Here is a 26264-nt window from a genome sequence, read left to right as displayed (position 1 = left end):
TACGATGTGCTTTTGCCACCACTCAACAGCTTGAGCGACTAGATCGTTAAATACCTCTTTGTCATACTCAACGGTAAATACTTTTTGACGCTGACCGCCGAAGAGCACAGCGATATCAGCGACTTGTAACTGCGTGATACCCATGTACCACATCACTTGTAGCCAGTAATTGGTTGGCACAACCTCCGAACCCTCATCGCCCCAGTCATCGCTATTCATCGCAAAGGCGTTAGCGGTTTTGACCTCTAAAACCTTGTTAGCGCCTTTTACTCGCTCACCGTCAAAGCGCGCTCGTGCACCATCGTCCAGTACGACACGGTCCACGTTAGCTACACAACAATCATGCTTAGGGTGCGTCATCTGTTGATTGATGCGCTGAATCTTTACGCCTTGTTGCTCTGCGTAATCTTTGGCGATAACATCTTCCAAGATGGTTCCCCACTTCATTCGCTCTTCTTGCTCTGGCGTTAGGTTTTCTTCTAAGCGACCGGTCTTATCTAAATACAGCTCAAATGAACTTTTCCACGGATTAAGGCCGAGTAGGGCGCTGATGTCGCTTCCCCCGATACCTTTACGTCTTTGTGCTAAAAACTCTGCTCTATTCATAATTAACTCCAAAGAACCAAAGCAAACCACCAGACAACCGGAAATAGCACCATGCTCACGCACCCGATAATTTCCCAAATTAATTCTGATCTAATCATATCTACACCCAGCCAAAATCCATTTCTAGCACTGCCTCGGCATCACTAATATCGATCCAAAGCGCTTTAAATTCGGGGCTGTCCACTTCTAATGTGTCCAGCTTTTCGCACGCTGTTTCGTACTTGATAAGCAGATCGTGCCTAGCCTCTTGGTACTCGCAATCATCAGCTCTACAGTGGTGACAACTAGGGCTGTCACCAGTGCCGTAGTAGTCACGGACTAGTGTTGAGTGTTCGCACTCAGCGCATGATGACGGCGCGAAATTTAGGATACTGATTAACTTGTCCATGTTCTCTCCTCTATTAATTGCAATTGAACTTAGGTGAGAGATTGCTCGGCTATAATCACTATGCCAAGGCTACTAACCTTGGTTGCGGTCTAGTAAACCGCTAAAGGTGACTAAAGCTGCTAAGGCGTTCGTGAGGCGAACCACCGAAGCGCTTAGAAGCCGACAAGGCTAGTTACCTCGACAGGCTAGGCCTGTGAGCAATGACGAACCTTGTGCGGAGAAAGGACTCTAGAGGCTTATCCGCAAGCGCCAGCAAGGGCGCTATACAAATACACAACGGATTAATGTCCGTGCCGGCATGGACTTTTTTCGGATGCTTACTGCGATGAAAAAGACCCATGTAAAGGTGAACGTTAATATTGATATCGCAAAGATTGTTTACGCAATCGCGATATTGATTCTCGTTGTGACCTACTAGAATCAGGCGGGGTGGCTAGAACACTCCGCCTTTTTCTTCGCCGCAATCTCTCGCCTAAGTTCAATCAATACCTTTAAACACACTCACTAAATGCGCTTAAAGCTATTTGCTACGCTGTTCCCAGATACTGGCACGTAGCAGCTTAAGTACTCGCATTGCTGCTTTCCTTACCGCATTGTCCCTAAGTGGGCTACCGCCGCGGCTCCATCTTTATACCGAGATGTTCGGTTTGTGTACTGCATGAATAAAGTATATTAATAATTTACCATCAAGTCAAGTTTAAATTTACAAAAGTATATTAAAAAAAGACTTAACTTTCTCGAAAGCCTCTACTGGCAAGCTTTTGACTTGTGTGTAATAATGTGTAACTAACGAATTGATTTAAAGGTGGGGTGATGAATGAAGAAGGGTTTTTCTAGGATTTTTGTTGTTTTAAGCTTTGCTTTGACTATTGTTGGTGGCTTCTTTATATATGAAGCCGTTTCAAATATTCATTACAAAATTCAAATGCATAAAAAAGGGGGCGAAATTTTTAATCTTGTAGAGAGTTACAAGAAGCAACGAGAGTTCAGTAAGGATGGCCTAAACCCTAAAGTATTAGGTGAAGAGTGGCGCGATGTGGTCTTAAAAAAGATAAGGGAAAAAGGGTATAGTGATGAAGCCATCTATTTTTATTTGTATGGCCACAATGATCTTAAGGCGAAAATTGAAAGCTTAGCAAAAGCTGACGTGGGATCTAGCTATTATGCAAAGAAAAAAGAGGTTTTTAATTATTTTGGTATAAAGGAACCTGGCAAGGGTGACTATTATTATGACGGCGCTAAAGACGTAAGTTATTCGGAAGCGTTGTTTTATATTTTCTCGTTTATTATTGTTCCGGTCGCCTTGCTGTGGATAATGTTTTATACGATCGTATGGATTGCGGCAGGATTTAGGAAAAGCAGTTAGGGGACGCCGCACCTTGTCAATAATTCAATAATATGTAAAGGAAACACTTATGAAAAAATTAATCGCTGCATTAATGCTTTGTTTGGTCACACTATCTGTTATCTCGCCGGCACATGCCCACAGTGGACGCACTGATAGAAACGGCTGTCATAACGACAATAAGAATGGGGGCAGGCACTGTCATTAAGGTAGGCACAAAAAAACCACCCGAAGGTGGTTGGGTGAAGAGGGGAGGCAAGAAAAAAACCGCCGAAGCGGGTTGGTATTAAGGGGGAGTTTGTATTATTTTGATGATATCCGTTGCAAAGCTTTTATCTGTTTATTAATAACAGCGCTCGCTTCTGACAATTGATTTTGACGGCGCATTGTACTATGCAGGTTGTTCATGACATCCTGAAAACTAATACTATGATTCTGGTTCGTCACTGTCTTCTGACTTTTCAATATCTTTTGGAATTCCATCTCCATGATGCTCATCTGTACTACCCCCGTTGTTTGACTGAGTAAAATCTTTAGTTAAATTAAATATTTTAGGCCTAGGAATAAACCCGTCATTCCAAATGAAATTAGCCACTAGGTCTCCTATCGTTCTTACGTCTTCGCTTGGTGGATTAACACATCTAAACAACGTTCTAGCTTCGGCTCTATCAATCGCAAACCCATGCGTTGGATACTCATGTATAAGACGGGTGAGGCCATCTTGTTGGAGGCTTTTAGACTTATCATTTAATCTTGTACCATACTCAAAGGCTATCTGTAAAGCAGCCTGCATTTCACCTAGTCGTAAAGGGTCAATCTGCGCATACATAGGAGTATACAGCCCTTTGACCATATTAACTGCAATTTCTGAGGCCGATTTTGTAGAAATCCCACCACGACGACTTATATCATGCAAATAATTTTGAAATAATTTGGATGCCTCGCTATTTAGATATGACATTCCTCTTAAAAGATCTAAACCAGAGCTTCGCTGGAAAATCTCATCTTGCTTGAATATTTGCGTATCCAAAGGCCCAAGTTCGCCTTTATTAAAAAAGATAAGCTCACTGGCTGCGATACAAACTAATGTGCCTGCACTTTTACAATCTGTCGGTATCGCTATACTAAAATTGTCAGTGCCATAATGATGCGTTATTGCTCTAGCTATTCTATATCCTGCATTTGGATCTCCTCCAAATGTACATAAGAATAGGATAACTTTTTCATTTGATTTTTGTTCCAATATATCACAAACTTCATGATAACCACCTATTGTAATAGGGCCACAATAGGCGATGAGATCGACGCCTGATTGTTCCAGTCTTTGGACTGACTCACCTAGTTTCTTTAAAGCTTCATCCATAATAAATTTAACTTTCGTTACACCATCATTAAAATAAAGGAGCTTAAGGGCTCCAAACTATTTAACTTCTAATACTTCCTCAACGACCACCAGGCGCGGACGCGGCCGCAGATGTTTAGGTCTTGTGAGTCACGAGCGCTTATGTATTGCGTGGCGTAAACTGAGCTGTTATCACTGACAATCGCCAGTCTTCCGTCCGCCTGAGCTATTAATCGCTTCGTAAGCAAAACGTCGTTAAAGTTAATAACGTATATTCCCTCAGCTTCGAATGTTGTTGTTTTTACGTCTACAAAAAGAATATCGCCATCTTGGATGGTTGGGGCCATGCTGTCGCCGATGTTGTTAATAATTTTTATGCGGTCTTGCGCATTACGGCCAAGAGCGCTAATAGCCCAATCCTCCAATACATCAAGCTTGTGCAATACGGGCATCTCATAATCAACGCTTCGGCCCTTACCGGCAGAGGATTCGACTTCCAAATAATCCAGTCGGATGTAACCAGCAGGCTCTTCCTCTTCCCTTGATATAACAACCGGCGCATTGTCGCTTGAGTCAAAACTAAGGCTTGGGAAGTTATCAATCAGACCGGGGAACGGCTCCTTAAATCCCGTCACCTTTGATATATCTAGCAACTGACTATAACTAGGCTCATTGACTCCTTTCTCCAGCGACCAAACGGCCTGCTTTGTGCGCCCAATGGCCTCACCTAAAGCCTCTAGGCTCATTCCGGAATGCGATCTAGCTGACTTAATCCAGTCGCCTAATTTGTTGTCGTCTTTACTTTTCATATTCCTATAGTAAATTAAAAGTTTACATCGCATGTCATCTAATAATTGACTCATAAGTAAATTAATAATATACTTAAGCAAGACAAATCAATTTATAGGTGTTAATTATGAGCAACGTAAATCAAGTTATCGATAAGGCCGTATCTATTGTCGGCTCCAAATCAGCGCTAGCTAACAAGCTAAACATCACCAAGCAAGCGGTGCATAACTGGTACCTAGCATCTAAAGTTCCCACAGAGCGCTGCCTTGAAATCGAAGAGTTAACTAACGGCGCCGTCACATGCGAGCAGTTAAGGCCTGATTTGAACTGGTCAATTCTTCGAAGCACATCAGACGCATAAACAAATCATCTCAGATAGCTCATTCATGAGCATTCAGGGATTTATGAAAGGAGAAGAACATGCGAGAACTAAACAGAAAGCCCGCGCTTGAAACGGCGCTACGCGCTGCGCTATCTGACCCAAGCAAGAAGGCTCAGATATTAGAAGAAACAGGCTGGCATGATTCGATGCCATCAAAAGTATTATCAGGCGACTCAGGTATCACGCTAGACAAACTCGACCGAGTGCTATCGTCTCTTGGTTTAGTCATCGTCTCAACCGAGTATATGAACTATTTAGCCTATGGCAATGAAATTGGCACGCACTGCGCCTGTGCAAGGGCAGGGTTTGGTGTGTGCGGTACAACAAAGTAGGTTATTGCTATGCATTATTTCCAACACAACATTAACGATTGGCGAGCTGAGACAAGGCATCTTAGTTTGATCGAGTCCGCTATATATTCAGAGTTAGTTGACGAATATCTTTCCAATGAAGAACCGATCACTTCCGATCTTCCCAAGCTTCAAAAACGAATAAGAGTTAAAACTAAGTCAGAGAAAGACGCTTTGGCTTATGTCTTAGAAGAATTTTTTTATTTATCCGAAGCTGGTGACTGTTATCGCAATGAAAAACTAGACGACATGATAAAGGAGTTCCAAGAAAATACGGAAGCCAAGTCTAGAGCGGGTAGAGCGTCTGCAAAAGCTAGAAAGAGTGCGTCAAGCAACAAACAAGATGAGAGCAGCCATTCATCAGAAGATAAGCAGGATATCAACACAAAAGGAGCAGAAGTTCAACAAGAGAGCAACAGCGACTCAACAGAAGATGAACAGAAGCTCAACACAAATGAACAGGTGTTCCCTAACCATAAACCAATAACCATTAACCATAAACCAAATAAAAAAACAAACAAAAAAAGAAACCCAGTCGAACAAAAAGATGACGGCGCTAACGCGCCTGGTGTGTGTTTTTCTGATGAGGATTCTGAAGATGCAAGCCTTGATGATGTACCAATCCGAACACTGGACAGGGGAGCTATCGCATCGTACTGCCGAAGCCAAGGCATCAATGCGTCATCAACGCAAGCTTTGCAGAAAGTGCTTGACCTGGGAGCAACCATGCAGCACTTCGTTGACGCTGTCGCCATCGCAAAGGAAAAGGGCAACGCAAGCTGGCCGTACGTCTTGGGCATAGCCAAGAACTTAGCGATTGAAGACCAGAAGCCTGTAGCTGCTCCTGAGCCGAGGGTAATTGGTGGAGGGAAGCAAAGATTTAACCCAGAAGACTTTCTGCGAGCGCAGAGCGCAGAAATAACGCGGCGTATGCAAGGCGCAAGCAACCCATCAGTTGGCGATTCAAGTGTTTTTGATGTTGAAGCAAAGGTGATTTCATGATGAAAGTTGAAGAGTGGTTTAGCAACATTCAAGGCAAAGATCTTAGCCCAATCATGCTGCTTTACAAGCGTTTAGATGGTTTGTATCCAAGCAAATGGCGCGCTAGCTTTCCAGATGCAGAGGCTATTGATAACTGGCAGGAGGCATGGGCTGAAGCATTCGTAGAGGATAGCATCACGCCGCAAATGATTAAACGAGGACTTGAGAACTGCCGAGACATGTACGACTGGCCACCAAGCTTGCCACAGTTTTTAAAAGCGTGCCGTGAGCCAAGCAAGCACGAATCAAGGCACCAAGACAGTAAGCCGCAGCTTACGCACGAATACACACCTTGCACCCCAGAAGAAGCCACGGTACATATCGCGAACATCAGGGCCCTCATTGAAAAAAATGGCGGAATCTTAAAAAACGTAACTGAGGAGCTGAGCAGTGGCACGCATTGAGCTAACGTTACCGTACCCCGTTTCAGCCAATCGCTATTGGCGCACAGCAGTCGTTAATGGTCGTGTGCGAACCTACCGCAGCAAAGATGCGAATGACTATCGACATGCGGCCCAATGGATAGCAAAAGAAAAACGAGTAAAACCACATGATGGTGATTATAAAATCATCTTGAGAGTTCACCCTAGGCTCACAGCGAGCAAAACAGCAAGTAAGGTATGTGTAGACCTAGATAACGCATTGAAAGTCGCTCTAGACGCTCTAGAGGGCGTTTTGTATCACAACGATAATCAGGTTAAGAAATTAAGTGTTAGTTATGGTCAGCCTGTCATTGGTGGAGCGTTAACCGTTATCGCGGAGAGGCTGGGGGCAGAATGAGCTATGTCAATGCGCGACTGGAGCAGTGGGCGGAGTATGTCACAAAAAGACATTTAGTCCCCATCGGCACAAAAAAACTAAGCTGCGACACCGTCAAGTTTTATAAACAAGAGGTAGAAGCAGAGCGTTTAACGTGGGTTAAGCGGACACACAGAGCGGTGCTATCGCTTGAACCTGAGTTTCGCAATCTTATCTATCTTCGCTACTTGTTCCTCTGGCGAGTAAAGACAATTGCTGAGCGCTATGCAATGTCTGAGAGCACAGTCAGTAGGCGCTTACAAATGGCAAGATATGCCATTGCAAATTACTTTGAAGAGCAAGATGGGGATATATGAGACTTTACAAGTGTTTGTGGATAGGCTACTATTCGTGTAGGTCTCAAAAGCCTACACAAAACGGTCACTCACCCCGTCAGCGTGATTTTTTTACGTCCATAGAATTTACGTCTATGGCCGACGGTGCGAGGAATACAATACCCTTCGGGGGAATAACTCCGCCTGATTTTGTGCAGGTTTTGAGCCGTCGGCCGCCATATATTTGATTTGGCGAATTATGAAATACCTCTCAAAAAGGGTGCACAAAATGACTTCAACAAATTTAAGCTTTAACAATACCAATTTCAGTATCGTAGATCACAACGGTCAAGTCTGGCTGCGTTCTGCTGAACTCGCAGAAGCATTAGGTTATGCTGATGACAGATCGGTATCCAGAATATATGCAAGAAATAGTGATGAGTTTACAGACTCTATGTCCACGGTGGTCAAATTGACCACCTCGGCGAATTTAAAGGCTGAGATGCGGATTTACTCTCTCCGAGGAGCCCACTTAGTAGCAATGTTTGCGCGTACTGATATAGCTAAGAAATTTAGAAAATGGGTGCTAGACGTACTCGATAGAGAGCAAGCAAAAATTAATGGGGTGCGACAAGACCGCATGACAGACGAGCAGGTTGGTTACATTTACAACAGCGTGATGAGAATTTGCGGTGAGACGGGACAAACTTATCAAGCGCTCTTCGGAATGCTAAAGCGCGAGTTCCAAGTCGCTAGCTATAAACACATCAAAGCCGTGGACTTTCCGCACGCTTGCGAGGTGCTAGGCGTCCCTGTGCCTGTTTTTACATCCAGAGCACAACAGGCAATTGAGCATCAGGAACATTACGGTTACTTAAATGAGATCGACGCTTGGAATACGATCAATTTGTGGTTTCGGCTTAAAAATCTGTCAGAGTTTATGCAAGACCACATGTTGCCAGTGTTGAAGAAGTTAGATTCTGGTCTATGTGGTAGAGCTTACTCGTTGACTCATGATCCTATTATGACCCTGACGTTAACTGAAGATTGTTTATTGGATTTATCAAAACAGTTTCAGCAGTTAGATAACAAAGGAATGGATTGGAACGAAAGAGTCAGTAATATTAAGAACTGCACATTCAAGCGCTTGACTTGACGCAAGTTTTTACCTAAAATTGTCTAAAATGTGGAGTAAGTGCGGATAAGGCATTTGTTCCATGGCAATTTAACCCACCTAAACGGTGGGTTTTTACGTTTATAGCCTCGTTGATTAGTTTCAGCGGGGCTTTTTTGTTGGAGTAACAACTATGGCCAAGGGCAACGCTAAGGCCGCGCCGGCGGCTAAAAGATTAACACTAAAGCAAGAATCTTTCTGTCTTGCGTACATCGAAACAGGTAATGCAAGTGAGGCTTATAGACGCAGTTACAGTGCATCACGAATGAGAACGGCAACAATTAACCGCAAAGCAAAAGAGCTGTTAGACAACGGCAAGGTCACGGCAAGGATTGACGAACTAAAAGCAAAGCACGCTAAGCGTCATGAGATTACCGTTGATGACTTAATCGCAGAGCTTGAGGAAGCGCGACAACTGGCAATTGATACATCGCAGTCCGGCTCAGCAGTGACCGCAACGATGGGTAAAGCGAAGCTGTTGGGCCTAGATAAGCAACTGGTCGAGCACTCGGGCGAAGTCGATATGAACTTAAAAATTAACGTTGAGTTTGAATAGACAAAATGGAAATTGATATTAAGTTTCCACGCAAGTTTCAGTCGCTCTTTAAGCCGCAACGTTACAAGGTTTACTTCGGCGGTCGAGGCTCGGGGAAATCGTGGAGCATTGCAAGGGCGCTACTGCTGTTAGCCGCTCAAAAGCCACTAAGGGTGCTTTGCACTCGGGAGGTGCAAAAGTCGATTAAAGACTCAGTGCATCGATTACTGAGCGACCAGATTCAGGCGATGGAGCTAGGTCAGTTTTACGAGGTGCTGGACACAGAAATCAGGGGGCGTAACGGCTCCCTTTTTTTATTCGCGGGCTTAGCAAGTCATACGGTCGAATCGATTAAGTCTTACGAAGCAGTGGATATTGTATGGGTTGAGGAAGCGCAGACGGTCAGTAAAAAGTCGTGGGATATTTTAATACCGACTATTCGCGCGCCTAAGTCTGAGATATGGGTCACGTTTAACCCCGAGCTAGAGACTGATGAGACGTATCAGCGTTTTGTTGTTAATCCGCCAGCTAATGCGTTTGTTGTTGAGGTCAATTATTACGATAATCCGTGGTTTCCTGATGTGCTTGAGCAAGAGCGATTGGAAGCTAAGCGCACGAGACCTGCGCATGAGTATGCGTGGATTTGGGAAGGTAAGACCTTACCAGCTGCGGAGGGTGCTATTTATCACAACGAAGTAACACAGTTGCAAGCCAGCGGTCGATTTACGCACGTGCCGGCAAGCAGCACGCTTAAAACGCATACTGTATGGGACCTTGGTTGGAACGATAAGATGACGATTATTTTGGCTCAGCGTTCTGCGTCAGCGATTTACATCGTGGACTACATCGAGGACAGCCACCGCACGGTATCTAGCTACGTTAAGCAGCTGAATGACATGACCCACAACTGGGGCATCGACTTTTTGCCGCACGATGGAGCGCATAAAAATCTACAGACCGGAAAGAGCACGCAAGAGGTGCTAGATGAGCTTGGAAGAAGCACGCAGATTGTGCCTAATATGCGCATTGAGGAGGGCATTTCAGCCGCACGTGAGGTGTTTCCAAGGGTTTATATCGATAAGCGGGCTGAGCGGCTTGTGGACTGTTTAAAGAATTATCGGCGTGAGATTAACCGAAGAACGAATGAGCCTGGCGCACCACGGCATGACGAATATTCACATGGTGCAGATGCGTTTAGATACTTAGCCCTAGTCGCTGACCAGATGAGCAATGAAACATGGGGCGGCAAATTGGAATATCCGGAATACAACTATGCTTAAAGAATATACAGATGATGAGTTGCTAGCTATCACGCAGCGCGAGATCGAAAAAGCCACAGGCGGCGAGATGTTGCGCATAAGCGAAGAGCGAGAAAAGGCGCTGTATTACTATGACGGTGAAGCCAAGGGTGATCTTGCGCCACACGGCAACCCAGGTGCGTCTACATTCGTATCTAGCGATGTGTCGGATACAGTAGAGTGGATGTTGCCTAGCTTGATGAAAATATTTACGGCTGGTGATGACGCAGTAGAGTTTGCGCCACAAAACGAGGAAGATGGCGAAGCAGCGCAGCAAGCGACTGCTTACGTTAATTACATTTTCTACCGTAAAAACCCAGGCTGGCTAGTGCTTTATACGTGGTTTAAAGACGCACTGTTACAGAAGAACGGATTTTTGAAGGTGTATTGGGATAACACACCAGAAGAGAGCATTCAGCAGTACGTGGGCGTTGATGAAGCCGGTATTGGCCTGTTAATTGAAGATGGCGCGGAAATTATAGGCGTTGAGCAAGTGGGCGAAGCACCTAGTTTAGACGTTGATGAGCAAGGTCAGCCGTTGCAGAATGTGGCGCTTTATAACGTAACCGCACGATTTGTTAAATCTAAAGGACAAGTACGGATTGATAATGTACCACCAGAGGAGTTTTTAATCGACCCTGGAGCAAAGAGCATTGAAGATGCCGTTTTTGTAGGCCATCGTGTTGAGCGCACAATGAGTGAGCTACGAGATGCTGGCTACGATAACTTAGACAACATCGCAGACGATATTTTAGACGTATTCGATAACGAAGCGGTAACACGTGATGATGGATTTTTAATTGAGCACGACGAAAACGTAGAAAAGCGAGTAAAGCTTACGGAGTGCTATTTAAAAATCGACATGGACGGTACAGGCGTTGCTAAATGGCGCAAGATTGTACGTGCCGGCAATGCCATTCTTGAGAACGTAGAGGTTGAATCACCGCCGTTTGTGACGATTACACCGATTCCGGTGCCGCACAAGTTCTTTGGTTTAAGTGTTGCTGACCAAGCGATGGCGATACAGCGTGTCAAAACAAGTATTTGGCGCTCTAACTTGGAGGGCTTGTATCGCACAATCAACGAACGCACCTACGCAGTCCAGCAGAACGTCAACATGGACGACTTGCTGACTAACAGACCCGGTGGCGTGGTAAGAGTCAAACACCCGACTGACGTGGGACCGTTGCAGACAGGTAGGCCTGATTTGAGCTCAGGATTGGCTATGCTTGAGCAAGTAACTACCGCTGGTGAAAACCGCACCGGTTGGACGCGCTACAGCCAAGGTGTTGGGGCAGACAGTCTCAATAAAACAGCAACCGGCATTAACATCATCACAAACAAGTCAGAAATGCGTGTTGAGCTTATCGCACGTGTGTTTGCTGAGACCGGTGTTAAAGACTTGTTCCGCATGATTCTAAAGCTTGTGTCGATGTACCAAGACCGTGCCGAGGTGATTAAGCTAACCAACAAGTGGGTAACGATTGACCCAAGGGAATGGCATAACCAGTTCGACTTTGTCATCAACGTAGGGCTTGGATCTGGTAACCGTGACCAAGTCGCAGGTCAATTGATGCAAATCTTAGAACTGCAAACGCAAGGTATGCAATTAGGCTTAGCAGATGCGCAGAAGATTTATCACACAGGAGCGAAGTTGCTTGAAAATATGGGCTTTAAAAACCCTGAGAGCTTCTTTATTGATCCAAGCCAGCAACAAGAGGGGCAGGCGCAGCAACAAGAGCAGCCAGACCCAGAGATGATTAAAGCGCAGACCGAAGCACAGATTAAGATGCAAGAGTTTGAATTAAAGCGCTGGCAGGCTGAGCAAGAAATTGAGCTCAAGCGTGAGCGCTTGATTGCTGAGATGAACCTAAAGCGTCAAGAAATGGCGTTGAAGATGGGCGCAGACGCTGAGCAAGACTTGTATCACCAGTACGACCAACAGAACACAGGATACTTAGCCGATGGAATTAACCCCACAGCAGGAAATGCAGCTACATCAGGAGATGAACAAATCCAACCAAGCCAAGGCGATATTGGACAATCCCCTATGGGAGCAGACATTCAAGACCCTAGCGGCGGATTACCACAGTCAATGGGAGAGCAGCAAATCATCTAATGAGCGAGAGGAATTATGGCAGAAATTAAATCAACTACAGCAAGTAAAAGAGCACCTCGAAAGCGTGCTACTGACCGGCAAGATGGCGGAACAACAGCTCAGTCGGTGGCAGAGGCTACAAAACAGCTTACGTGGGAAGAGGTAGCGCAGCAGGTCAAGATTTACGAGCTAAACAACACAGATAGACGTGTAGTTGTCGTGTTCGCAGAGAGTGACGATGCGCCGGCTATTTATCGTGGCATTCACAGCAATGCTCGGGTATCACAAGGCAAGCCCGCATTGCTACTGGATAACGGCGCTAAGCACGAGCTTTAAATACAATTTTTTATAACAGCCCTCACATCGAGGGCTTTTTTAATGGAGATTTGGAAAATGGACCAAGATAACATCACCCTTGAGACTGAGGGCATGGAATCAGCAGAAGATGGCTTTTTACCGCTACTGCAAGACGATGAGCACGAACACGCCGATGATTACGCAGAAGATGCGCAGGACTATGACGATGAGCTTAGCGCAGATGACAGCGAAGAAGATGGCGCGGAAGAAAACGAAGAAGAGGAAGAAGAGGAAGAACTCTTTACCGTTAAAATTAATGGCGTCGAAAAGCAAGTAACGAAGTCAGAGTTATTAGCAGGCTATCAAAAGACTGCAAGCAGCACTGAGCGGTTTACGCAAGCAGCGCAATTACAAGCTCAGGCGAAAGAAGCAATGCAACAAGCGATGGCTGAGCGTGAGCAGGCAATTAATGTATTGCAGCAGTATGAGACCCGATTAGAGGCTTTTATAGCGCAAGCGCCTGACCCAAGCTTGATTGATACTAACCCTGGCGAGTACTTGCGTCAGCAAGCCGCTTATCAGAACTTGCAGCAACAGTATCAACAAGCACAATACCAGCGTATGCAACTCATGCAAGCGCAAGAGCAAGACATGTATCAGCAACAAGCAGCGGTGCTTGAAGAAGAGTCGCAAAAACTTGTTGAGGTTTTGCCGGCATGGGCCGATGAAAAGGCCGCCGCGAAAGAAAAGAACGAAATTAAGGATTATTTAAAAGGGCTTGGTTATACCGATGATGCGCTAGCCAGAGTCCAAGATCACCGCGAAGTTTTATTAGTTCGCAAAGCAATGCTTTATGACCGCCTCACCGAGCAAGGCAGGACGGGTAAAGCAAAAGCACAGAATAAGCCACCCCGAGTGGAGCGACCGGGCGCAAGACGTGCTGATCAAAAAGGAGCAAAAGCATACGACAGTTTAAAGCGTACAGGAAGCGTTGACGCAGCTGCCGCAGTTTTTGCTGGCATGATTCAAAACGATTAAGCAGATAAGGAAATTTTAAAATGGCTACATTTACTACACACCAAGCGGTTGTTAACCGTGAAGATTTGAGCGATGTAATTTATCGCATTTCACCAACTGATACGCCGTTTTTGTCAGCGATTGGTCGCAGCAAAGCAACTAATACGCTGCATGAGTGGACGACAGACGAGTTAGCAACACCTGGCAAAAACGCAACCGTTGAGGGCGCACCGACCGCTACCGACACTGTCAATCCGGGCGTGCGTTGTACTAACCGTATTCAGTATTCACGTAAGGCGCCGAGTATTTCAACGACTCAACAGGCTGCACGTTCAGCCGGCAATCTCTATCGCATGGCGACTCAGATGGCCAAGAAGTCGGCTGAGTTAAAGCTAGACATGGAGTACGCATTACTTAACAACAAGACAGCGGTTGATGGTGATGGTTCAAGCACGCCGTCCGAGTTACGTGGTCTTGATGGTTGGATTGCGACTAACGTTAGCTTAGGCAATAGCGGCGTAGCGCCTGACCCTTACAACAACGTAGCTGCGGTTGATGGTACCGAGCGTGAGTTTACCGAAGATTTGCTTATTGACGTATTGCAGAAGTGCTACCAAGAGGGCGGTAAGCCTAATTTAATCTTGTTAGCGCCGCCGCAAAAACAAAAGTTTAGCACTTTTGGTGGTCGAGCTAATACGACGATTACTGACGCTGCTAGTGCTAAGACACTCATTAATGCGGTGGATATCTATGTGTCCGACTATGGTCGATTAAAGGTGGTACCAAGCCGCATTGTTGATACGAAAACCGCTTACGTGTTGGAGACTGAGAAGTTTAGTACTGCTTACTTGCAACCGTTCCAGCAGAAAGACCTTGCGTATACGGGCGGTGCGATTTCCAAAGAAATCACTGTACAGTATACGTTGCGAGTTGGAAATGAGAAATCAAGCGGTGTTATCCGTGACCTAGCGGCTTAACTTTAATCGGAGGAGCGCTCAGCAATGGGCGCTCTTTAGCTATGAGAACAAAGTTACATGACGGCGGCGGCGACATTGTTATCGTTGAGCGTGCGCAAGACGTAGGCGATATTCTGCGAGAGGCGAAAGCTAAGAGCAATGAGGGGCTACACGGCAGCAATGAGTTAAAGCACGCTATGACGATTCCTAACGTGATTTTAGAAGCTTACTGTAACAATAACGGCATCACGTTTAATGAGCTGATGAATAACGATGAACACATTAAGCGGATATTAAACGACCCCGCACTGAGTCATTTTAGAGTGTGGAAAGGTAGGGTTTAATGCCTGGGCTTTTAGATGATTTTAAATTGTCTGATGTTGGCGGTGGCTTATCAAGAACGGCTGTGATTGAGCCGTTAGGCTTTCCGGTGGATGCGGTAACTTATGGCTTAAATAGAGCGATTGATGGGATTAACTACGCTAATCAATCCTTTGATTTGTTCAATGGTGAGTTGCCAAGCTTAGGACGTCCGGTATTAGGCTCTGATTGGATTGCTGACCAATTCCGCAAAGTTGGGTGGCAGGATAATCTGGGAAGCTCGGGTGATATTATCGGAGGCTTGTCCAGCTTGGCTTTACCTTTCGGTGCAACAAAAGCGAAAAGTCTGTTTGGCTTCTCTAAAGACTTGTTTGAACGCTATCAAAGGCGCAGTAATTTAAGTTCTAAAGATATTAAAAACATACGAAAAGGGCTACTTGATATAAGTAATGGTGAGAACAATAAATATGTTCGACTTAAAGACGCCATGACTCCACAGCAATTTGATTCTCTTGTGACACAAAGAAAAGCGATGGATGCATCTTATCCGTTTAAAAACAACTTTATCATAGATTTAGACCATATTTATGACACTAGGGTGTTACGTGATGGTTACAACATCGATGATGTGATGAAACAGGTTAAAAGTGCAACCAGTCGTAAGTCAGAGGTATTTGTTGATCCTGCTAGGAAACAAAACAACCTAATAAATCCTTACGGACGTGATGATGGGTATGGGAATGTGGTTAAGGATCGAATAGGTATTGATTTAAGAGGTGTTCCGCAATATCGGACGGTAATTCCTAAGGGTGACACAGTCATGCCGACTAAAAAACGAAAGCCCCGCTAATGCAGGGCTCCCCACCTAGATCAAGGTCACGTCCCCAAATGACGCCCTCGCCTTACCATAGGTTAACTAAAGTTTAATTCTTTATTAGAGAAAAGTAAAGCTTATGAACTACACAGAGTTACAAGAAACCGTAGCTGACTGGTTACATCGTTCTGATTTAAATGGTGTGCTGCCGATCTTTATTAAGCTGGCCGAGTCTCGTATCAATCGGGATTTGAGAACAGAAGAAATGGTTAAGTCAGTTACTGGCAGTATGACTGACAGCACAATCTCGCTACCTGAAGACTTTAGGCAAGTTAAGAGTGTATTGGTAAACGACAAACCAGTGGTTTACGTGTCTAGTTTAGAAAGTAAACGTCATGACGTGGCTGGCGATGCGCATTTTTACACGATTGTTGGCAATAAGATAAAGGTTTATCCGAAGTCTTCTAGCGCTGATTATGAGCTAGTGTATTACGCCAGCCTTGAGCCGCTAAGCGCAACTAATGAAAGTAATTGGCTAATTCGAAAATATCCTGACGTATATTTGTACGCTGTTTTGCTTGAGTCAGCACCTTACATTAAGGACAACGAGGCAGCCGAAGTATGGGCAGTAGCCTACAGTAATGCGATTAGAACTGTTGGTGAGCAGGACCTTGTGGCTAAACACGGTGACGCAGGGTTAGTGATTAGAGGTAATTCAGTATGATGACGCTAAAAGGTTTTGCGCCTGATTTGCCTCCGATGACTGAGGGTGTTATCACGGATTGTGAAAATATTGTACCGACAGAAAAAGGCTACAAAGCAGCTGAAAAGCTGGTACCGGCGATTGAAAACAATAAAGTATCAGATGAAAAGGTGATGGGCGCAGCGCTTGTCACAAGACTAGATAACGTGAGCCGCTTTATTGTTGGTGCTGGAGGGAAGTTAATTGAGTTGCAAGGAGATAGCTGGGTAGACCAAACAAGAGATAGTGGAGACTATTCAAGCGGAGCTGAAAATAGATGGCGCTTTGTTCAGTTCGGTAATGACACGCTAGCAGCTAATCAATTAGACGTGATCCAGTATTCACGCAATGGTAAGTTTGAAGATATTCCCGATGCCCCAAAAGCACGCATTATTGAGGCTGTGACAGGCTTTGTTATGGCGTTTGGCATTGTTGATGAGGTCGAGGGCGATATGCCGGATATGTGGTGGTGTAGTGCACTATACAACCATTTAGATTGGAAACCTGATGTTGCAAAGAACAGCGCTAACGGTAGATTAATTGATAGCCCAGGAGAGATACGGGCAGCCAAGAAGCTAGGTAATAGCATTGTTGCTTATAAAGAAAAATCAATGTATTTAGGTCATTTTGTTGGTCCACCCGTAGTTTGGCAGTGGCAGCAGATACCGGGTGAAATTGGCGCTGTAAGTCATGAGTCGGTAGTTAGTATTGATACGGCGCATTTATTTATTAGCTCAGATGATTTTTGGTACTTTGACGGTTCAAGACCGGTAAGCATCGGCGCACCAATTCGTAGATGGTTTTTTGAAAACCAAAGCCCTGAATTTGCGCACCACACAACAGGCTATTACGACCGCATTAATGGATTAGTTTACTGGTATTTCGTAAATAAAAACAGTGACAGTGGAACACTTAACGACTGCCTTGTTTATAACGTAATCACTAGAACGTGGGGGCGCATATTGCGCTCTATAAACGCCGTAGTTGAGTTTAAATCAAGTGGTGTTACGTATGACCAGCTAGGCGATTTGTACAGTACGTTTGACGACTTTACAGGCATCTCATACAAAAGCCCAAGGTGGTTTTACCGTGGTTCGGTTACTGCGGTGATTGACAATCAAAATCGGCTCATGCTAGCAGACGGTGGTGGCATGGATTCAAAAATTACAACTGGCATTATCGGTGATGATGCTTATTACACAACACTAAAGCGAGTGCGTCCGAGGTTTTCAGTGAATCCTAGGACAGGCTTAATGGCGACTAGTCACAGCAGCGGCTCAGGGCTAAATATGCAAGACTCAGGAAATGCTCCAGCGGTATTGCATGATGGCAAATTTGACACGCTACGTAGCGCACGATGGCATAAGATGATGTTTAGTTTTACTGGGAATATGGAAATATCAGCGCTTGATGTGGATTTGATAAGGAATGGCTACAGATGACGGATAATATAAATTTACAGAAACTGGATAATGACCCGAGACTTCCAGCTCTTGGTTCAGTTGACTTTGACCGCATGATGTACGTGCGACTTTATGAGTTGTTTCGATCGCTGTCATTGACTGTTAATAATAACTTTGACGAGATTAAACGGCATATTGAACAGTTGGAGCAAAAGATATGAAGCATGACAGCCAAGAGTGGCGAGAGCTTAGAAATCGTAAGCTCATAAAATGGATAGGCGACCCTAATGCGGTCGCTTTTTTATTGGACGTTTTTAATGTGGGCGAGATTTGGGATGACTTGATAGACGGTGATAAGCCGGTTACACATCATGATATTAGCGTAGCGTTTACAACCGCACTGATTAAGTTGCCGGCTAATCCGTTTTATCAGGCATACCAAGCCCAATTGAGTGGCTGCATGACAAGCGGCATACATGCCTGGTTAGACGCTAACGAGTATGAGCGTGGCGACGACAATGACAAAGCATATGCGTATGTGCTGCGTGTATGGTACATGGAGCTAATTACGCTAGTGTGTGAGCTGCTACATGGCTTTGATTACACGCGAGCAATCAGCATAGAAATTAGGCGTTTTTTTACCCATGAGACATTAGACGAATATAAGGAGAAATTGTTATGAGTGGCGGTGGCGGTGGTAGCAAAACTCAAACAAGTATTACCAAGACAGAGCCTGCAGATCAGGTCAAGCCTTACTTAAACCCGTTTATGGGTCATGCGGCAGCAATTGCTATGAAGCCGTACGAGACGTATGGCGGTAATCGCATTGCGGACTGGAATCAAGACCAACTCGCAGGGTTTAAGATGACTAGACAGGTGGCTAATCAGTCTCAGGCAGCTAACAGCAAGAGCATTAACCACTTAAATAACGTCATGGGTGGGCAGTACCTTAACTATTCACCCGGCACGAATCAGTATCTTGGCCAAACATCGAATGTTGGCAGTAACCAGTATTTAGGCGCTCAAACTAACGTAGGCACTAATCAATACGCAGGGCAAAACGCTTATTTAAATGATGCAATCAAGTCAGCGCAAGACGATGTGACGCGTCAATTTAATAACAACGTGCAGAACAGTACTGATGCGGCGATGGCACGGCAGGGTGCTTTTGGTGGCTCAGCATGGCGACAGGCTCAAGCGGCAAACCAAGAGATGTTAAATAGACAGCATGCTGACATTAGTACTGGCATGCGCATGCAAGACTACGGTATGCAACAGCAGCTAGCGGAAGCCGATATTAATCGAAGATTGCAAGCTGAGCAGACAGATCTTGCACGTAACGCAGGCTTGTCGGAAGCTGACATTAATAGACGACTACAGGCGCAGCAGACAGATCTTGCACGTAACGCAGGCTTAGACCAAGAGCGGTTAAATATGGCTAACAGCAATTACCAAGCGGAGCGACAGCGACAGTTACAAGCAGCGCAGCTAATCCCTGGCATGAGCCAAGCAGGGTACCAAAACGCACAAGCATTGCTTGGTATTGGTGACGCTCAACAAGGTATGACTCAAGACCATTTAAACCAAGCTTATGCTGATTGGTTAGAGCGGCAGAATTGGGATCAGCGAGGGCTTGACATCATGGGTAGTGCAATTGGCCAGACGATGGGTGCAGGCGGTACGACATCTAGCACAGGTCCTAATCCACACCAAAGAAACCGTACCGCAAGCGCATTAGGCGGCGCATTGAGTGGTGCGGCGATGGGGGCTAAGATGGGTGGCGTTGCTGGCATTCCTGGTAGTTTAATTGGTGGCGGGCTTGGCTTAATCGGAGGTTTATTATGATTAATTTTAATGGTTTAGACTTAAATCAGCTATTGCAACAAGGCGGGAATACGAATAGCTTTGGTATACCGCAAAGCGTGAGCGACAGCTTAGCGAAAGCAGTAAATCAACAGCAAGGCCCTGATTGGCAGAAGTACCTAGAGCTGATGAATGAGCAGCAGAGGATGTTCCCGCAGCAACAGCAACAAATGCCCGTAATGCAGGCACCACAAGCACCACAGATACAGTCAGCACCGCATCAAGCAGGTGTTGGCTACCGTAAACCAACGTATATGCCAAAGGGGTTATTAGGATGAATAGTTATTACAACCGCAATCGATTGCCACAACCATGGGAACAGACCTATGGGCAACAAGGTGCTTACCCTCAGCAACCGATGTTTTATCCGCAGCAGCAAATAGGCATGGGTTCAGGCTTATTGGGTGGTGTTGGAGGCTATGCTAAGCGAGATAAGCATGCCACCTTTGCTTCAGATGCTTACACGAATTACGTCAATGATTTGTTGGCTAAAAATGCACCACAATACATGCCGAAGCCGCAACAACAGCAACAAGGTTTATTTGGCTTTAGTCAGCAACCAAAGCGTCAAAGCTTTTTTGACCGTATAAATGATTACGGCGGTGGAGGAAATAATGGAGATGGTTCTTAAGGAAGAAGTCATGGCAGGATTATTGGATACATTACATGCAGACAATGACGAGGGTCGCCAATTACGAGGCGGCCTTTTAAATATGGGAATCGGGTTATTGTCGGGTTCAACAGGCCATTACGGTCAATTTGCGCCGGCTTTAGCGCAAGGCTTTGCAGGCTTTCAGCAGGGGCAACAACAAGTCATTGATGACCGCTTTAAAAAGGCGCAAGCCGAGCAAATGCAAGCGTTACGTAATATGCAAATGCAGACAATGGCTAGGGCTCAGAATCAAGAGGACGAGGCACAGAACATTATTTCTAGTGGCATTGATCCGCAGACGGCTTCACGTCATGGAAACCCGATAGTGAGAGAGTATGGACAAAAAGAGCTGAGCAGGCTGCATCAGCAAGAGCAAAGCCGTACAACGCCTCTGATGCGCAACTTAATAGCCGCAGGATTGCAGCCCGGTACGCTTGAGTTCCAAGACGCAATGCTCAAAGGCACGCAAAGCGGGACGACCGTAAACGTGGGTGGTGACTCTGCCCCAGGTCTCGGTAAGCTGTCAACTGATTATGGTTATGTGTTTGACCCAACAACACGACAGCCTGTTATTGACCAAACGACTGGACTACCTCAAGCGGCGCCAATTCCGGGTTCGCCAGCAGCTCAGGCAATTAAAGAAGCTGAGGAGAAAGCGGCTCTAGCGCAAGCAAACGAAGCAAGAGCGGGAGGCACAGTGGTCCAAGACATTGGGCGCGCACTTCAGATATTAAACAATAGCAGTTCATGGGCTACAGGTAGAGGAGCTATGTTAAGCAAATTAGATCCAGAAAGTGATGCCTCAACATTGCAAGGTCTCTATGATTCAGTTCTTGGTAATGTCGGTTTTGATTATCTTCAATCTATGCGTGAGGCGTCTCCAACGGGAGGTGCGCTTGGGGCTGTTAACTCGACAGAGTTGGCGTTCTTACAAAGCGTTCTAGGTCGTTTAGATATCACTAGTAGACGAGACATCCAAGTAGATAACTTAAAGCGTATTAACAATATTTACTTAGACAAGATTCATGGAACTCCCGAACAGATTATGGCTGCTTACAACGCAGGAAGAGTAAACCCAAGAACTGGAAAGCCTTTGACGCTTGAGGATATTGCGCCATTAGTTAAGCGATATGAATTGTCGTTTGACGATTCTGGCGACCCAATTGATACAAAGAGTAGCAGTATAAAAACCGGCTCAAAAAACTCACTGGAAGAAGAGGCGCGCCGCAGAGGACTTATTAAGTAACTAAGGTGTAAAGTATGAAAAATGTACCAGCAGATTTAGTGGCTATGCTGTCGGCTGAGGATAAGCGTTATGGTCGCCCTGATGGAACCTTGTTGTCTGTAATGCAACAAGAGATCGGTGGGCAAATGAGTAAGTATTTGTCTGACCCAACCGCATATCACTACCAACCAAACGCACAAGGTAAGCGCATTGCCCCGCACACGGGAAAAGTATCTACAGCTTTTGGTCCGTTTGGCATCTTAGAGTCAACAGCAAGAGATCCAGGGTACGGCGTCAAACCACTGCAAAATAAAAGTTTACCTGAGCAGATCCGCTTTGCGTCAGATTACTTGCAAGCCAGAAGCCGTCAGGCCGGCAGCTTAAAAGGTGGACTGGCAGGTTACGGCGAGGGCGCTAAATACGCCAATCAAGTAGCTAGTCGAGTAGGTGGGCAGCAAGCAAAGCCTAACATGGTTGAGCGTATCGCTAATTCAGTTTTCCCAGCTGCTCATGCGTCAGAAGTTGGCGGTGACGTCACTGACTTAACTAAGCTAAGTGATGAAGAGTTACTGGCAATGCTTTATGACACTTACGAGGATGAGGAAGAAGACAAATCAAGCGACACCATTGATTTGACCAAGTTGAGTGATGAAGAGTTATTAGCGATGCTCAAAGCCGAGGGCTTGGTTGAGCCTCAAGAGGCGCAGACCACACAACGGCGCTCAAGGCTTGGTGAGCTTGGTAGGCAAGTAGTCCGACAAGCCGCCTTGACAAGTAGGTACGCATTACAAGGCCTGTCAGCTCTGCCTGAAATGATGATAAACCCATTTATCGAAGTGGCAGGTGGAAAGCCACTTAAAATGTCAGACGCATTAGATACGGTGGGGTATGTTAAGCCCGAGAGTGCAAGCGAACGCATTTCTGAAGATGTTGTTGGTTTAATGGCTAGCACGGGTGGACTTGCCGGATTGACCGGCAAAGCTTCGCAAATGACATCAGGAACAACGAAAGGTGTTATGGGTCTCTTGTCTGCTAATCCCGGCCAACAGATTGCTGGGGCGATTGGCTCTGGTTTGGGCGGTGGAATTGCGCGAGAGTTAGATATTCCTGCGCCAGTGCAAATGGCAGCAGCTTTAGGTGGCGGATTATTGGGCAGCGGTTTAACTAATCGTGCGATGAATCCAAAATCAAAGCAACCAAAACTAACAACTGAGGATGTTAAACGTAAAGCTAAAGGTTATTACGATAAAGCTTATGAGCGTGGTGTTACAGCTTCAGCTGACCAAACGCAAGCGATAAAAGACAATATAAGAAATATTGCTAAAAAGGAAGGGTTAATTACACCAAGGAACAAGTTAGTAAAAGGGTATGAAAAAATTAACGGTGTAATGCAGATGATAGACGATTACGCTGGCGAGCCGATGACTGTTAAGCAAATGCAATCAGTGCGTCGTTTACTATCAGGCGCCGCAGGCAGCATGGATGCCCACGAGAGACGCGTTGGCACAATGATGATTAAGGCTTTTGACGACTTTACAGCGCCATTGGCGCCAGAGCTAGCACAAGCAAGGGCTTTATATCATTCGGCAATGAAATCTAGCACGTTAGACAAGATGCTTGAGGTTGCTGACAATAGAAAGGCGAACTATTCTCAATCGGGCTTGGAAAATGCCATCAGGAGCGAGTACAAAAACCTATCAAACAAGATAGTTAAGGGAACAGAGCGCGGCTGGACCCCAGAAGAAATCAAAGCGATTAATAGGGTGGTGAAAGGAACTGTTCCAGCTAATACTGCCAGATATTTTGGAAAGCTAGCGCCTAAAGGCGTGGTAAGTGGCATGGCTAGCGGTGGAGTTCCTTTCATGATTGGCAATTCAGTTGGCGGTCCTGTGGCAGGAGGCATAGCAAGCGCCGGAACAATGGCTTTTGGCGGTATAAATCATAAGCTTGCAGAGGCCTTAACATTACGCAATGCAAGATTGGTAGAGCAATTAGTAAGGGGTGCGCATATGCAACAGCCCGCGATGGCAAGACCACCGTTAAACCCAATGCCAGCACTTATGGGGGCTTCGTTGCTTGATTAGAAATATTTAGAAATTAGATACATGGCAAAGCAAAAAATGGCAGTAGTCCATACGCCTCGAGAGAATCCTTTTTCGTAGGCCGCTTTTTGATAAATCAAATCTAATTCTCTATCTGCTCTTTTTCTATCCTCTTCATCATCATAGTACATAATTAACACCTCTTTTGACCACTCATAACCGAGTGGTTTTTTTATTTAAGGATTAAAAAATGATACCTGAAAGTATAAACGATCTATCAGTTATCGCAACCAACAACGTGCCGCAAGGTGGCGATAACGTGGGCGGCACGCTTGACGATATTCTGCGTGCTCACGCTACAATCATGAAGCGCGATTTGGCGTTAAAGAAAGCTGAGACAGCAGAGGGCACTAGCTTTACGCCTGATAATGGCTTGAACAGCGCTACCGTACAAGAGGCAATTAAAGAAGTTGCAGACTTAGCTAAAAGTGTAGACATTGGCGGCTACATGAAGGGCATGGTCGTGATGTGGTCTGGCGCAGTCGATAATATACCATCTGGATGGGCGCTCTGTAATGGCTCTAATGGGACGCCTGACTTACGTGGTCGATTTATTATTGGAGCTGGCGGTTCATATAACCCGGGCAATACTGGTAATGGTTCTATACCCTCCCACAGTCACGGTGCAGGTTCATTAGCGACATCTGGTGCCGGGGCTCACACTCATACAGGAACAGCAGCTAGTGCAGGAGGTCACTCACACTCAGCATCTACTAACTCAGCGGGAGCACACACTCACTCAGTGTCGGGGACAACTAATAGTGCGGGTGCACACTCGCACGAATATTTTTATACCAAATTTTCCGTACTTAATCGTTCATTTATATCAACCAAGTCTGATCGTTATGAGAGCACCAGGGAAAACACTTCAACAGCAGGTGCACATACACACTCGGTATCAGGTACCGCAGCAAGTGCCGGTGGACACTCACATACCGTCTCAGTTGCTTCTGGTGGCGCACATACTCATAATGTATCAGTCACATCAGCGGGAGCGCATACGCACACTATCAGCGGATCAACCGCAGCGGCTGGTAGCGGCAGTGAGGTCATAGCTAAATACTATGCACTTTGTTTTATTATGAAATTGTAGGCTCTCGAAAGAGGGCTTTTTTATTGGACTATTTAAAGGAGGCAGCTATGCCCCAAAGGAAGTATATGCGTATACGTGACTACGTGAATCAGATACCGGACGCGGCTGCAATTTCCACGGCTCAAACGACCACTATCGGCTCTGCTGCGGTGGGGTTTTTAAGTTGGTTGGGTAGCATTAATTGGGTTGGCTTAATTAGTGTGCTTGTTGCTGTAGCAGGATTGATAACAAATGTTTACTTTTCATGGAGAAAAAATAAGAGAGAGGAAGAGCTGCATCAGTTTACGTTAAAAATTAAAAGTGGATGTAGCGATGAAAAACCGTAACGGAATAGTAGCATTAGTTGTGTCAGGGGCGATTGCATTAGCATCGCCTTTTTTAATGTCATTTCTCGGCAAATGGGAGGGGGAGGGAGAGTATGTAGTTTATGCCGACAAGTTAGCTGGTGGATTGCCGACTGTGTGCAAGGGTATTACTAAATGGACTAGCCCGTATCCGGTGGTGGTTGGTGAACGTTGGTCGCCTGAAAAGTGCGAAGAAGTCGAGACGCACGTCACTGTACAAACGCAAATGAAGCTAGCTGAGTGCGTCACTAATTCACATATCACACAGAACGTCTTTGACGCATTGACCAGCCACGCTCACAATGTCGGTGTTAATAACACGTGTAAGAGTAGGGCTGTGCGACTGATTAACGCAGGTGATATTAGGGCAGGTTGCGATGCCATTGCTCATAGCGCAACGGGAAAACCGGTGTGGTCGTATGTTGGTACCACGTTTGTGCGTGGGTTATATAATCGTCGATTAGCGGAGAGGGAGCTATGTTTAAAAGGTATGTAATGGGGGCTGGTGTTGCGGTGGTCGTGGGTACGCTAATTTACGTTTATGGCCAACTGCAATACAACGCAGGTAAAGCAGCGGCAAAAGAGGCGCAGTATGTGGCTGAACTTGAGAGCTATAAAACAGCCGCTGATGAGCTATTAAGAGCGTCCAGCGTTGCGCAAACATCATTAATACAAATCGGAGTACGTCACGATGAGTTTAGTCAGAACTACAAAAATCTTGCTGAGTTTGACTGCTATGCTGACGCTGACCGCATGCAACACATCTACAAGCTATACACGCCCGCCTTTACCCGGTAATTTACTGACTTGTACCGACCCACAGCCACCAGCCGGCAATCACTTTGATGATGTTGCCGTAGCATTGGCGGACGCAGTTACTCGATATTATGAGTGCAAGATTAAGCTAGATGCGGTAGTGGGGCTGTGGAAGTAAACTATTATAACTCTTGCTCACTTGCCCACATAGCCCGCATTTCTGAGCTATCCTCTCGTCCATTAAGCCAAGTTTCATAC

At 45.6% G+C, this 26264-nt stretch carries 33 protein-coding genes; 29 read left to right on the top strand and 4 right to left on the bottom strand.

Annotation, left to right across the window (positions count from 1 at the left end; genetic code table 11):
* A partial coding sequence (locus tag HMPREF3179_RS03090) for a YqaJ viral recombinase family nuclease (protein ID WP_141743427.1) occupies nt 1-684 on the bottom strand: 684 nt, incomplete at its 3' end.
* A 1127-nt stretch (nt 685-1811) separates the two neighbouring features.
* On the opposite strand from HMPREF3179_RS03090, the gene HMPREF3179_RS03080 reads away from it, so the two are divergent.
* A complete protein-coding gene (locus tag HMPREF3179_RS03080; protein WP_070469694.1) occupies nt 1812-2360 on the top strand; it encodes a hypothetical protein in 549 nt (182 codons plus the stop codon).
* A gap of 49 nt (nt 2361-2409) precedes the next feature.
* A complete protein-coding gene (locus HMPREF3179_RS12635; RefSeq protein ID WP_141743426.1) occupies nt 2410-2547 on the top strand; it encodes a YHYH domain-containing protein in 138 nt (45 codons plus the stop codon).
* A gap of 219 nt (nt 2548-2766) precedes the next feature.
* On the opposite strand, the gene HMPREF3179_RS03075 is transcribed toward HMPREF3179_RS12635, so the two are convergent.
* A complete protein-coding gene (locus HMPREF3179_RS03075; RefSeq protein ID WP_070469693.1) occupies nt 2767-3702 on the bottom strand; it encodes a S49 family peptidase domain-containing protein in 936 nt (311 codons plus the stop codon).
* Nucleotides 3703-3770: 68 nt separating this feature from the next.
* Nucleotides 3771-4490, bottom strand: coding sequence for an XRE family transcriptional regulator (locus HMPREF3179_RS03070; protein WP_070469692.1), 720 nt, complete (start codon nt 4488-4490; stop codon nt 3771-3773).
* Nucleotides 4491-4597: 107 nt separating this feature from the next.
* Between HMPREF3179_RS03070 and HMPREF3179_RS03065 the strand changes: the two genes are divergently transcribed.
* From HMPREF3179_RS03065 to HMPREF3179_RS02950, 23 genes are all read left to right on the top strand, one after another.
* On the top strand, nt 4598-4831 hold the full coding sequence (locus HMPREF3179_RS03065; RefSeq protein ID WP_070469691.1) for a transcriptional regulator: 234 nt from the start codon (nt 4598-4600) through the stop codon (nt 4829-4831).
* 59 nt (nt 4832-4890) lie between these two features.
* Complete coding sequence (locus HMPREF3179_RS03060; protein WP_070469690.1) at nt 4891-5184, top strand: hypothetical protein; 294 nt, start codon at nt 4891-4893, stop codon at nt 5182-5184.
* Nucleotides 5185-5193: 9 nt separating this feature from the next.
* The gene (locus HMPREF3179_RS03055; RefSeq protein WP_070469689.1) at nt 5194-6204 is read left to right on the top strand and encodes a YdaU family protein; all 1011 of its coding nucleotides are present in this window, start codon (nt 5194-5196) and stop codon (nt 6202-6204) included.
* Entirely contained in the window at nt 6201-6647 is a 447-nt protein-coding gene (locus HMPREF3179_RS03050; RefSeq protein WP_070469688.1) for a replication protein P, read from the top strand. Before HMPREF3179_RS03055 ends, HMPREF3179_RS03050 begins: the two co-directional genes overlap by 4 nt.
* On the top strand, nt 6634-7023 hold the full coding sequence (locus HMPREF3179_RS03045; protein ID WP_036561572.1) for a RusA family crossover junction endodeoxyribonuclease: 390 nt from the start codon (nt 6634-6636) through the stop codon (nt 7021-7023). The genes HMPREF3179_RS03050 and HMPREF3179_RS03045 overlap by 14 nt, the downstream gene beginning before the upstream one ends.
* Entirely contained in the window at nt 7020-7358 is a 339-nt protein-coding gene (locus HMPREF3179_RS03040; RefSeq protein WP_070469687.1) for a sigma factor-like helix-turn-helix DNA-binding protein, read from the top strand. Before HMPREF3179_RS03045 ends, HMPREF3179_RS03040 begins: the two co-directional genes overlap by 4 nt.
* Nucleotides 7359-7605: 247 nt before the next feature.
* A complete protein-coding gene (locus HMPREF3179_RS03035; RefSeq protein WP_141743425.1) occupies nt 7606-8472 on the top strand; it encodes a BRO-N domain-containing protein in 867 nt (288 codons plus the stop codon).
* Nucleotides 8473-8623: 151 nt separating this feature from the next.
* A complete protein-coding gene (locus tag HMPREF3179_RS03030; protein ID WP_070469685.1) occupies nt 8624-9046 on the top strand; it encodes a terminase small subunit in 423 nt (140 codons plus the stop codon).
* A gap of 5 nt (nt 9047-9051) precedes the next feature.
* The gene (locus HMPREF3179_RS03025; protein ID WP_070469684.1) at nt 9052-10305 is read left to right on the top strand and encodes a PBSX family phage terminase large subunit; all 1254 of its coding nucleotides are present in this window, start codon (nt 9052-9054) and stop codon (nt 10303-10305) included.
* Nucleotides 10298-12442 carry a portal protein gene (locus HMPREF3179_RS03020; RefSeq protein ID WP_070469683.1) on the top strand — a complete coding sequence of 715 codons (2145 nt, stop codon included), beginning with the start codon at nt 10298-10300 and terminating at the stop codon, nt 12440-12442. The genes HMPREF3179_RS03025 and HMPREF3179_RS03020 overlap by 8 nt, the downstream gene beginning before the upstream one ends.
* A 15-nt stretch (nt 12443-12457) precedes the next feature.
* Nucleotides 12458-12757: a hypothetical protein gene (locus tag HMPREF3179_RS03015; protein ID WP_036560980.1), complete on the top strand. Its 300-nt coding sequence runs from the start codon at nt 12458-12460 to the stop codon at nt 12755-12757.
* A gap of 57 nt (nt 12758-12814) precedes the next feature.
* Complete coding sequence (locus tag HMPREF3179_RS03010; RefSeq protein WP_070469682.1) at nt 12815-13756, top strand: hypothetical protein; 942 nt, start codon at nt 12815-12817, stop codon at nt 13754-13756.
* 20 nt (nt 13757-13776) lie between these two features.
* Nucleotides 13777-14712, top strand: coding sequence for a DUF5309 domain-containing protein (locus HMPREF3179_RS03005; RefSeq protein WP_070469681.1), 936 nt, complete (start codon nt 13777-13779; stop codon nt 14710-14712).
* 41 nt (nt 14713-14753) lie between these two features.
* Complete coding sequence (locus HMPREF3179_RS03000; RefSeq protein WP_070469680.1) at nt 14754-15035, top strand: hypothetical protein; 282 nt, start codon at nt 14754-14756, stop codon at nt 15033-15035.
* A complete protein-coding gene (locus HMPREF3179_RS02995) occupies nt 15035-15862 on the top strand; it encodes a hypothetical protein (RefSeq protein WP_070469679.1) in 828 nt (275 codons plus the stop codon). Before HMPREF3179_RS03000 ends, HMPREF3179_RS02995 begins: the two co-directional genes overlap by 1 nt.
* A 103-nt stretch (nt 15863-15965) precedes the next feature.
* A complete protein-coding gene (locus HMPREF3179_RS02990) occupies nt 15966-16550 on the top strand; it encodes a phage adaptor protein (protein ID WP_070469678.1) in 585 nt (194 codons plus the stop codon).
* On the top strand, nt 16547-18010 hold the full coding sequence (locus tag HMPREF3179_RS02985; protein ID WP_070469677.1) for a hypothetical protein: 1464 nt from the start codon (nt 16547-16549) through the stop codon (nt 18008-18010). Before HMPREF3179_RS02990 ends, HMPREF3179_RS02985 begins: the two co-directional genes overlap by 4 nt.
* A 178-nt stretch (nt 18011-18188) precedes the next feature.
* On the top strand, nt 18189-18653 hold the full coding sequence (locus tag HMPREF3179_RS02975; RefSeq protein ID WP_070469676.1) for a hypothetical protein: 465 nt from the start codon (nt 18189-18191) through the stop codon (nt 18651-18653).
* Nucleotides 18650-19816: a hypothetical protein gene (locus HMPREF3179_RS02970; protein ID WP_070469675.1), complete on the top strand. Its 1167-nt coding sequence runs from the start codon at nt 18650-18652 to the stop codon at nt 19814-19816. The genes HMPREF3179_RS02975 and HMPREF3179_RS02970 overlap by 4 nt, the downstream gene beginning before the upstream one ends.
* The gene (locus HMPREF3179_RS02965) at nt 19813-20112 is read left to right on the top strand and encodes a hypothetical protein (RefSeq protein WP_070469674.1); all 300 of its coding nucleotides are present in this window, start codon (nt 19813-19815) and stop codon (nt 20110-20112) included. The genes HMPREF3179_RS02970 and HMPREF3179_RS02965 overlap by 4 nt, the downstream gene beginning before the upstream one ends.
* Nucleotides 20109-20465, top strand: a complete 357-nt coding sequence (locus HMPREF3179_RS02960; RefSeq protein WP_070469673.1) for a hypothetical protein — start codon at nt 20109-20111, stop codon at nt 20463-20465. The genes HMPREF3179_RS02965 and HMPREF3179_RS02960 overlap by 4 nt, the downstream gene beginning before the upstream one ends.
* Nucleotides 20449-21732 (top strand): hypothetical protein, encoded by a 1284-nt coding sequence (locus HMPREF3179_RS02955; RefSeq protein WP_070469672.1) that lies wholly within the window; start codon nt 20449-20451, stop codon nt 21730-21732. Before HMPREF3179_RS02960 ends, HMPREF3179_RS02955 begins: the two co-directional genes overlap by 17 nt.
* Nucleotides 21733-21746: 14 nt before the next feature.
* Nucleotides 21747-23795: a hypothetical protein gene (locus HMPREF3179_RS02950; protein WP_070469671.1), complete on the top strand. Its 2049-nt coding sequence runs from the start codon at nt 21747-21749 to the stop codon at nt 23793-23795.
* Here HMPREF3179_RS02950 and HMPREF3179_RS12195 read toward each other — a convergent pair.
* Nucleotides 23792-23944 carry a hypothetical protein gene (locus tag HMPREF3179_RS12195; protein ID WP_156099031.1) on the bottom strand — a complete coding sequence of 51 codons (153 nt, stop codon included), beginning with the start codon at nt 23942-23944 and terminating at the stop codon, nt 23792-23794. The two genes, HMPREF3179_RS02950 and HMPREF3179_RS12195, sit on opposite strands and share 4 nt — an antisense overlap.
* 59 nt (nt 23945-24003) lie before the next feature.
* Between HMPREF3179_RS12195 and HMPREF3179_RS02945 the strand changes: the two genes are divergently transcribed.
* The 4 genes from HMPREF3179_RS02945 (at nt 24004) to HMPREF3179_RS02930 (ending at nt 26048) form a co-directional block, all read left to right on the top strand.
* Nucleotides 24004-24906: a phage tail protein gene (locus HMPREF3179_RS02945; RefSeq protein ID WP_070469670.1), complete on the top strand. Its 903-nt coding sequence runs from the start codon at nt 24004-24006 to the stop codon at nt 24904-24906.
* 65 nt (nt 24907-24971) lie between these two features.
* A complete protein-coding gene (locus HMPREF3179_RS02940; protein WP_070469696.1) occupies nt 24972-25232 on the top strand; it encodes a phage holin family protein in 261 nt (86 codons plus the stop codon).
* On the top strand, nt 25219-25746 hold the full coding sequence (locus HMPREF3179_RS02935; protein ID WP_070469669.1) for a lysozyme: 528 nt from the start codon (nt 25219-25221) through the stop codon (nt 25744-25746). Before HMPREF3179_RS02940 ends, HMPREF3179_RS02935 begins: the two co-directional genes overlap by 14 nt.
* The gene (locus HMPREF3179_RS02930) at nt 25728-26048 is read left to right on the top strand and encodes a hypothetical protein (RefSeq protein ID WP_141743424.1); all 321 of its coding nucleotides are present in this window, start codon (nt 25728-25730) and stop codon (nt 26046-26048) included. The genes HMPREF3179_RS02935 and HMPREF3179_RS02930 overlap by 19 nt, the downstream gene beginning before the upstream one ends.
* Nucleotides 26049-26264 lie beyond the last annotated feature (216 nt).

Source organism: Oligella sp. HMSC09E12 (assembly GCF_001808505.1).
GTDB lineage: Bacteria > Pseudomonadota > Gammaproteobacteria > Burkholderiales > Burkholderiaceae_B > Oligella > Oligella urethralis.
The sequence above is the reverse complement of the archived record's forward strand: the minus strand, read 5'-3'. Positions and strand labels throughout refer to the sequence as shown.

What these genes read in the sequence shown, in the direction of transcription:
- HMPREF3179_RS02940 (WP_070469696.1), top strand. Translation starts at nt 24,972, where the DNA reads ATGCGTATACGTGACTACGTGAATCAGATACCGGACGCGGCTGCAATT.
- HMPREF3179_RS02965 (WP_070469674.1), top strand. Translation starts at nt 19,813, where the DNA reads ATGATTAATTTTAATGGTTTAGACTTAAATCAGCTATTGCAACAAGGC.
- HMPREF3179_RS03005 (WP_070469681.1), top strand. Translation starts at nt 13,777, where the DNA reads ATGGCTACATTTACTACACACCAAGCGGTTGTTAACCGTGAAGATTTG.
- HMPREF3179_RS02960 (WP_070469673.1), top strand. Translation starts at nt 20,109, where the DNA reads ATGAATAGTTATTACAACCGCAATCGATTGCCACAACCATGGGAACAG.
- HMPREF3179_RS02945 (WP_070469670.1), top strand. Translation starts at nt 24,004, where the DNA reads ATGATACCTGAAAGTATAAACGATCTATCAGTTATCGCAACCAACAAC.
- HMPREF3179_RS12635 (WP_141743426.1), top strand. Translation starts at nt 2,410, where the DNA reads ATGAAAAAATTAATCGCTGCATTAATGCTTTGTTTGGTCACACTATCT.
- HMPREF3179_RS02985 (WP_070469677.1), top strand. Translation starts at nt 16,547, where the DNA reads ATGATGACGCTAAAAGGTTTTGCGCCTGATTTGCCTCCGATGACTGAG.
- HMPREF3179_RS03035 (WP_141743425.1), top strand. Translation starts at nt 7,606, where the DNA reads ATGACTTCAACAAATTTAAGCTTTAACAATACCAATTTCAGTATCGTA.
- HMPREF3179_RS03075 (WP_070469693.1), bottom strand. Translation starts at nt 3,702, where the DNA reads ATGGATGAAGCTTTAAAGAAACTAGGTGAGTCAGTCCAAAGACTGGAA.
- HMPREF3179_RS03055 (WP_070469689.1), top strand. Translation starts at nt 5,194, where the DNA reads ATGCATTATTTCCAACACAACATTAACGATTGGCGAGCTGAGACAAGG.
- HMPREF3179_RS02935 (WP_070469669.1), top strand. Translation starts at nt 25,219, where the DNA reads ATGAAAAACCGTAACGGAATAGTAGCATTAGTTGTGTCAGGGGCGATT.
- HMPREF3179_RS03000 (WP_070469680.1), top strand. Translation starts at nt 14,754, where the DNA reads ATGAGAACAAAGTTACATGACGGCGGCGGCGACATTGTTATCGTTGAG.
- HMPREF3179_RS02990 (WP_070469678.1), top strand. Translation starts at nt 15,966, where the DNA reads ATGAACTACACAGAGTTACAAGAAACCGTAGCTGACTGGTTACATCGT.
- HMPREF3179_RS03040 (WP_070469687.1), top strand. Translation starts at nt 7,020, where the DNA reads ATGAGCTATGTCAATGCGCGACTGGAGCAGTGGGCGGAGTATGTCACA.
- HMPREF3179_RS03070 (WP_070469692.1), bottom strand. Translation starts at nt 4,490, where the DNA reads ATGAAAAGTAAAGACGACAACAAATTAGGCGACTGGATTAAGTCAGCT.
- HMPREF3179_RS03080 (WP_070469694.1), top strand. Translation starts at nt 1,812, where the DNA reads ATGAAGAAGGGTTTTTCTAGGATTTTTGTTGTTTTAAGCTTTGCTTTG.
- HMPREF3179_RS03015 (WP_036560980.1), top strand. Translation starts at nt 12,458, where the DNA reads ATGGCAGAAATTAAATCAACTACAGCAAGTAAAAGAGCACCTCGAAAG.
- HMPREF3179_RS02955 (WP_070469672.1), top strand. Translation starts at nt 20,449, where the DNA reads ATGGAGATGGTTCTTAAGGAAGAAGTCATGGCAGGATTATTGGATACA.
- HMPREF3179_RS12195 (WP_156099031.1), bottom strand. Translation starts at nt 23,944, where the DNA reads ATGTACTATGATGATGAAGAGGATAGAAAAAGAGCAGATAGAGAATTA.
- HMPREF3179_RS02995 (WP_070469679.1), top strand. Translation starts at nt 15,035, where the DNA reads ATGCCTGGGCTTTTAGATGATTTTAAATTGTCTGATGTTGGCGGTGGC.
- HMPREF3179_RS03030 (WP_070469685.1), top strand. Translation starts at nt 8,624, where the DNA reads ATGGCCAAGGGCAACGCTAAGGCCGCGCCGGCGGCTAAAAGATTAACA.
- HMPREF3179_RS03020 (WP_070469683.1), top strand. Translation starts at nt 10,298, where the DNA reads ATGCTTAAAGAATATACAGATGATGAGTTGCTAGCTATCACGCAGCGC.
- HMPREF3179_RS02975 (WP_070469676.1), top strand. Translation starts at nt 18,189, where the DNA reads ATGAAGCATGACAGCCAAGAGTGGCGAGAGCTTAGAAATCGTAAGCTC.
- HMPREF3179_RS03010 (WP_070469682.1), top strand. Translation starts at nt 12,815, where the DNA reads ATGGACCAAGATAACATCACCCTTGAGACTGAGGGCATGGAATCAGCA.
- HMPREF3179_RS03065 (WP_070469691.1), top strand. Translation starts at nt 4,598, where the DNA reads ATGAGCAACGTAAATCAAGTTATCGATAAGGCCGTATCTATTGTCGGC.
- HMPREF3179_RS03060 (WP_070469690.1), top strand. Translation starts at nt 4,891, where the DNA reads ATGCGAGAACTAAACAGAAAGCCCGCGCTTGAAACGGCGCTACGCGCT.
- HMPREF3179_RS02970 (WP_070469675.1), top strand. Translation starts at nt 18,650, where the DNA reads ATGAGTGGCGGTGGCGGTGGTAGCAAAACTCAAACAAGTATTACCAAG.
- HMPREF3179_RS03025 (WP_070469684.1), top strand. Translation starts at nt 9,052, where the DNA reads ATGGAAATTGATATTAAGTTTCCACGCAAGTTTCAGTCGCTCTTTAAG.
- HMPREF3179_RS02930 (WP_141743424.1), top strand. Translation starts at nt 25,728, where the DNA reads ATGTTTAAAAGGTATGTAATGGGGGCTGGTGTTGCGGTGGTCGTGGGT.
- HMPREF3179_RS03050 (WP_070469688.1), top strand. Translation starts at nt 6,201, where the DNA reads ATGATGAAAGTTGAAGAGTGGTTTAGCAACATTCAAGGCAAAGATCTT.
- HMPREF3179_RS02950 (WP_070469671.1), top strand. Translation starts at nt 21,747, where the DNA reads ATGAAAAATGTACCAGCAGATTTAGTGGCTATGCTGTCGGCTGAGGAT.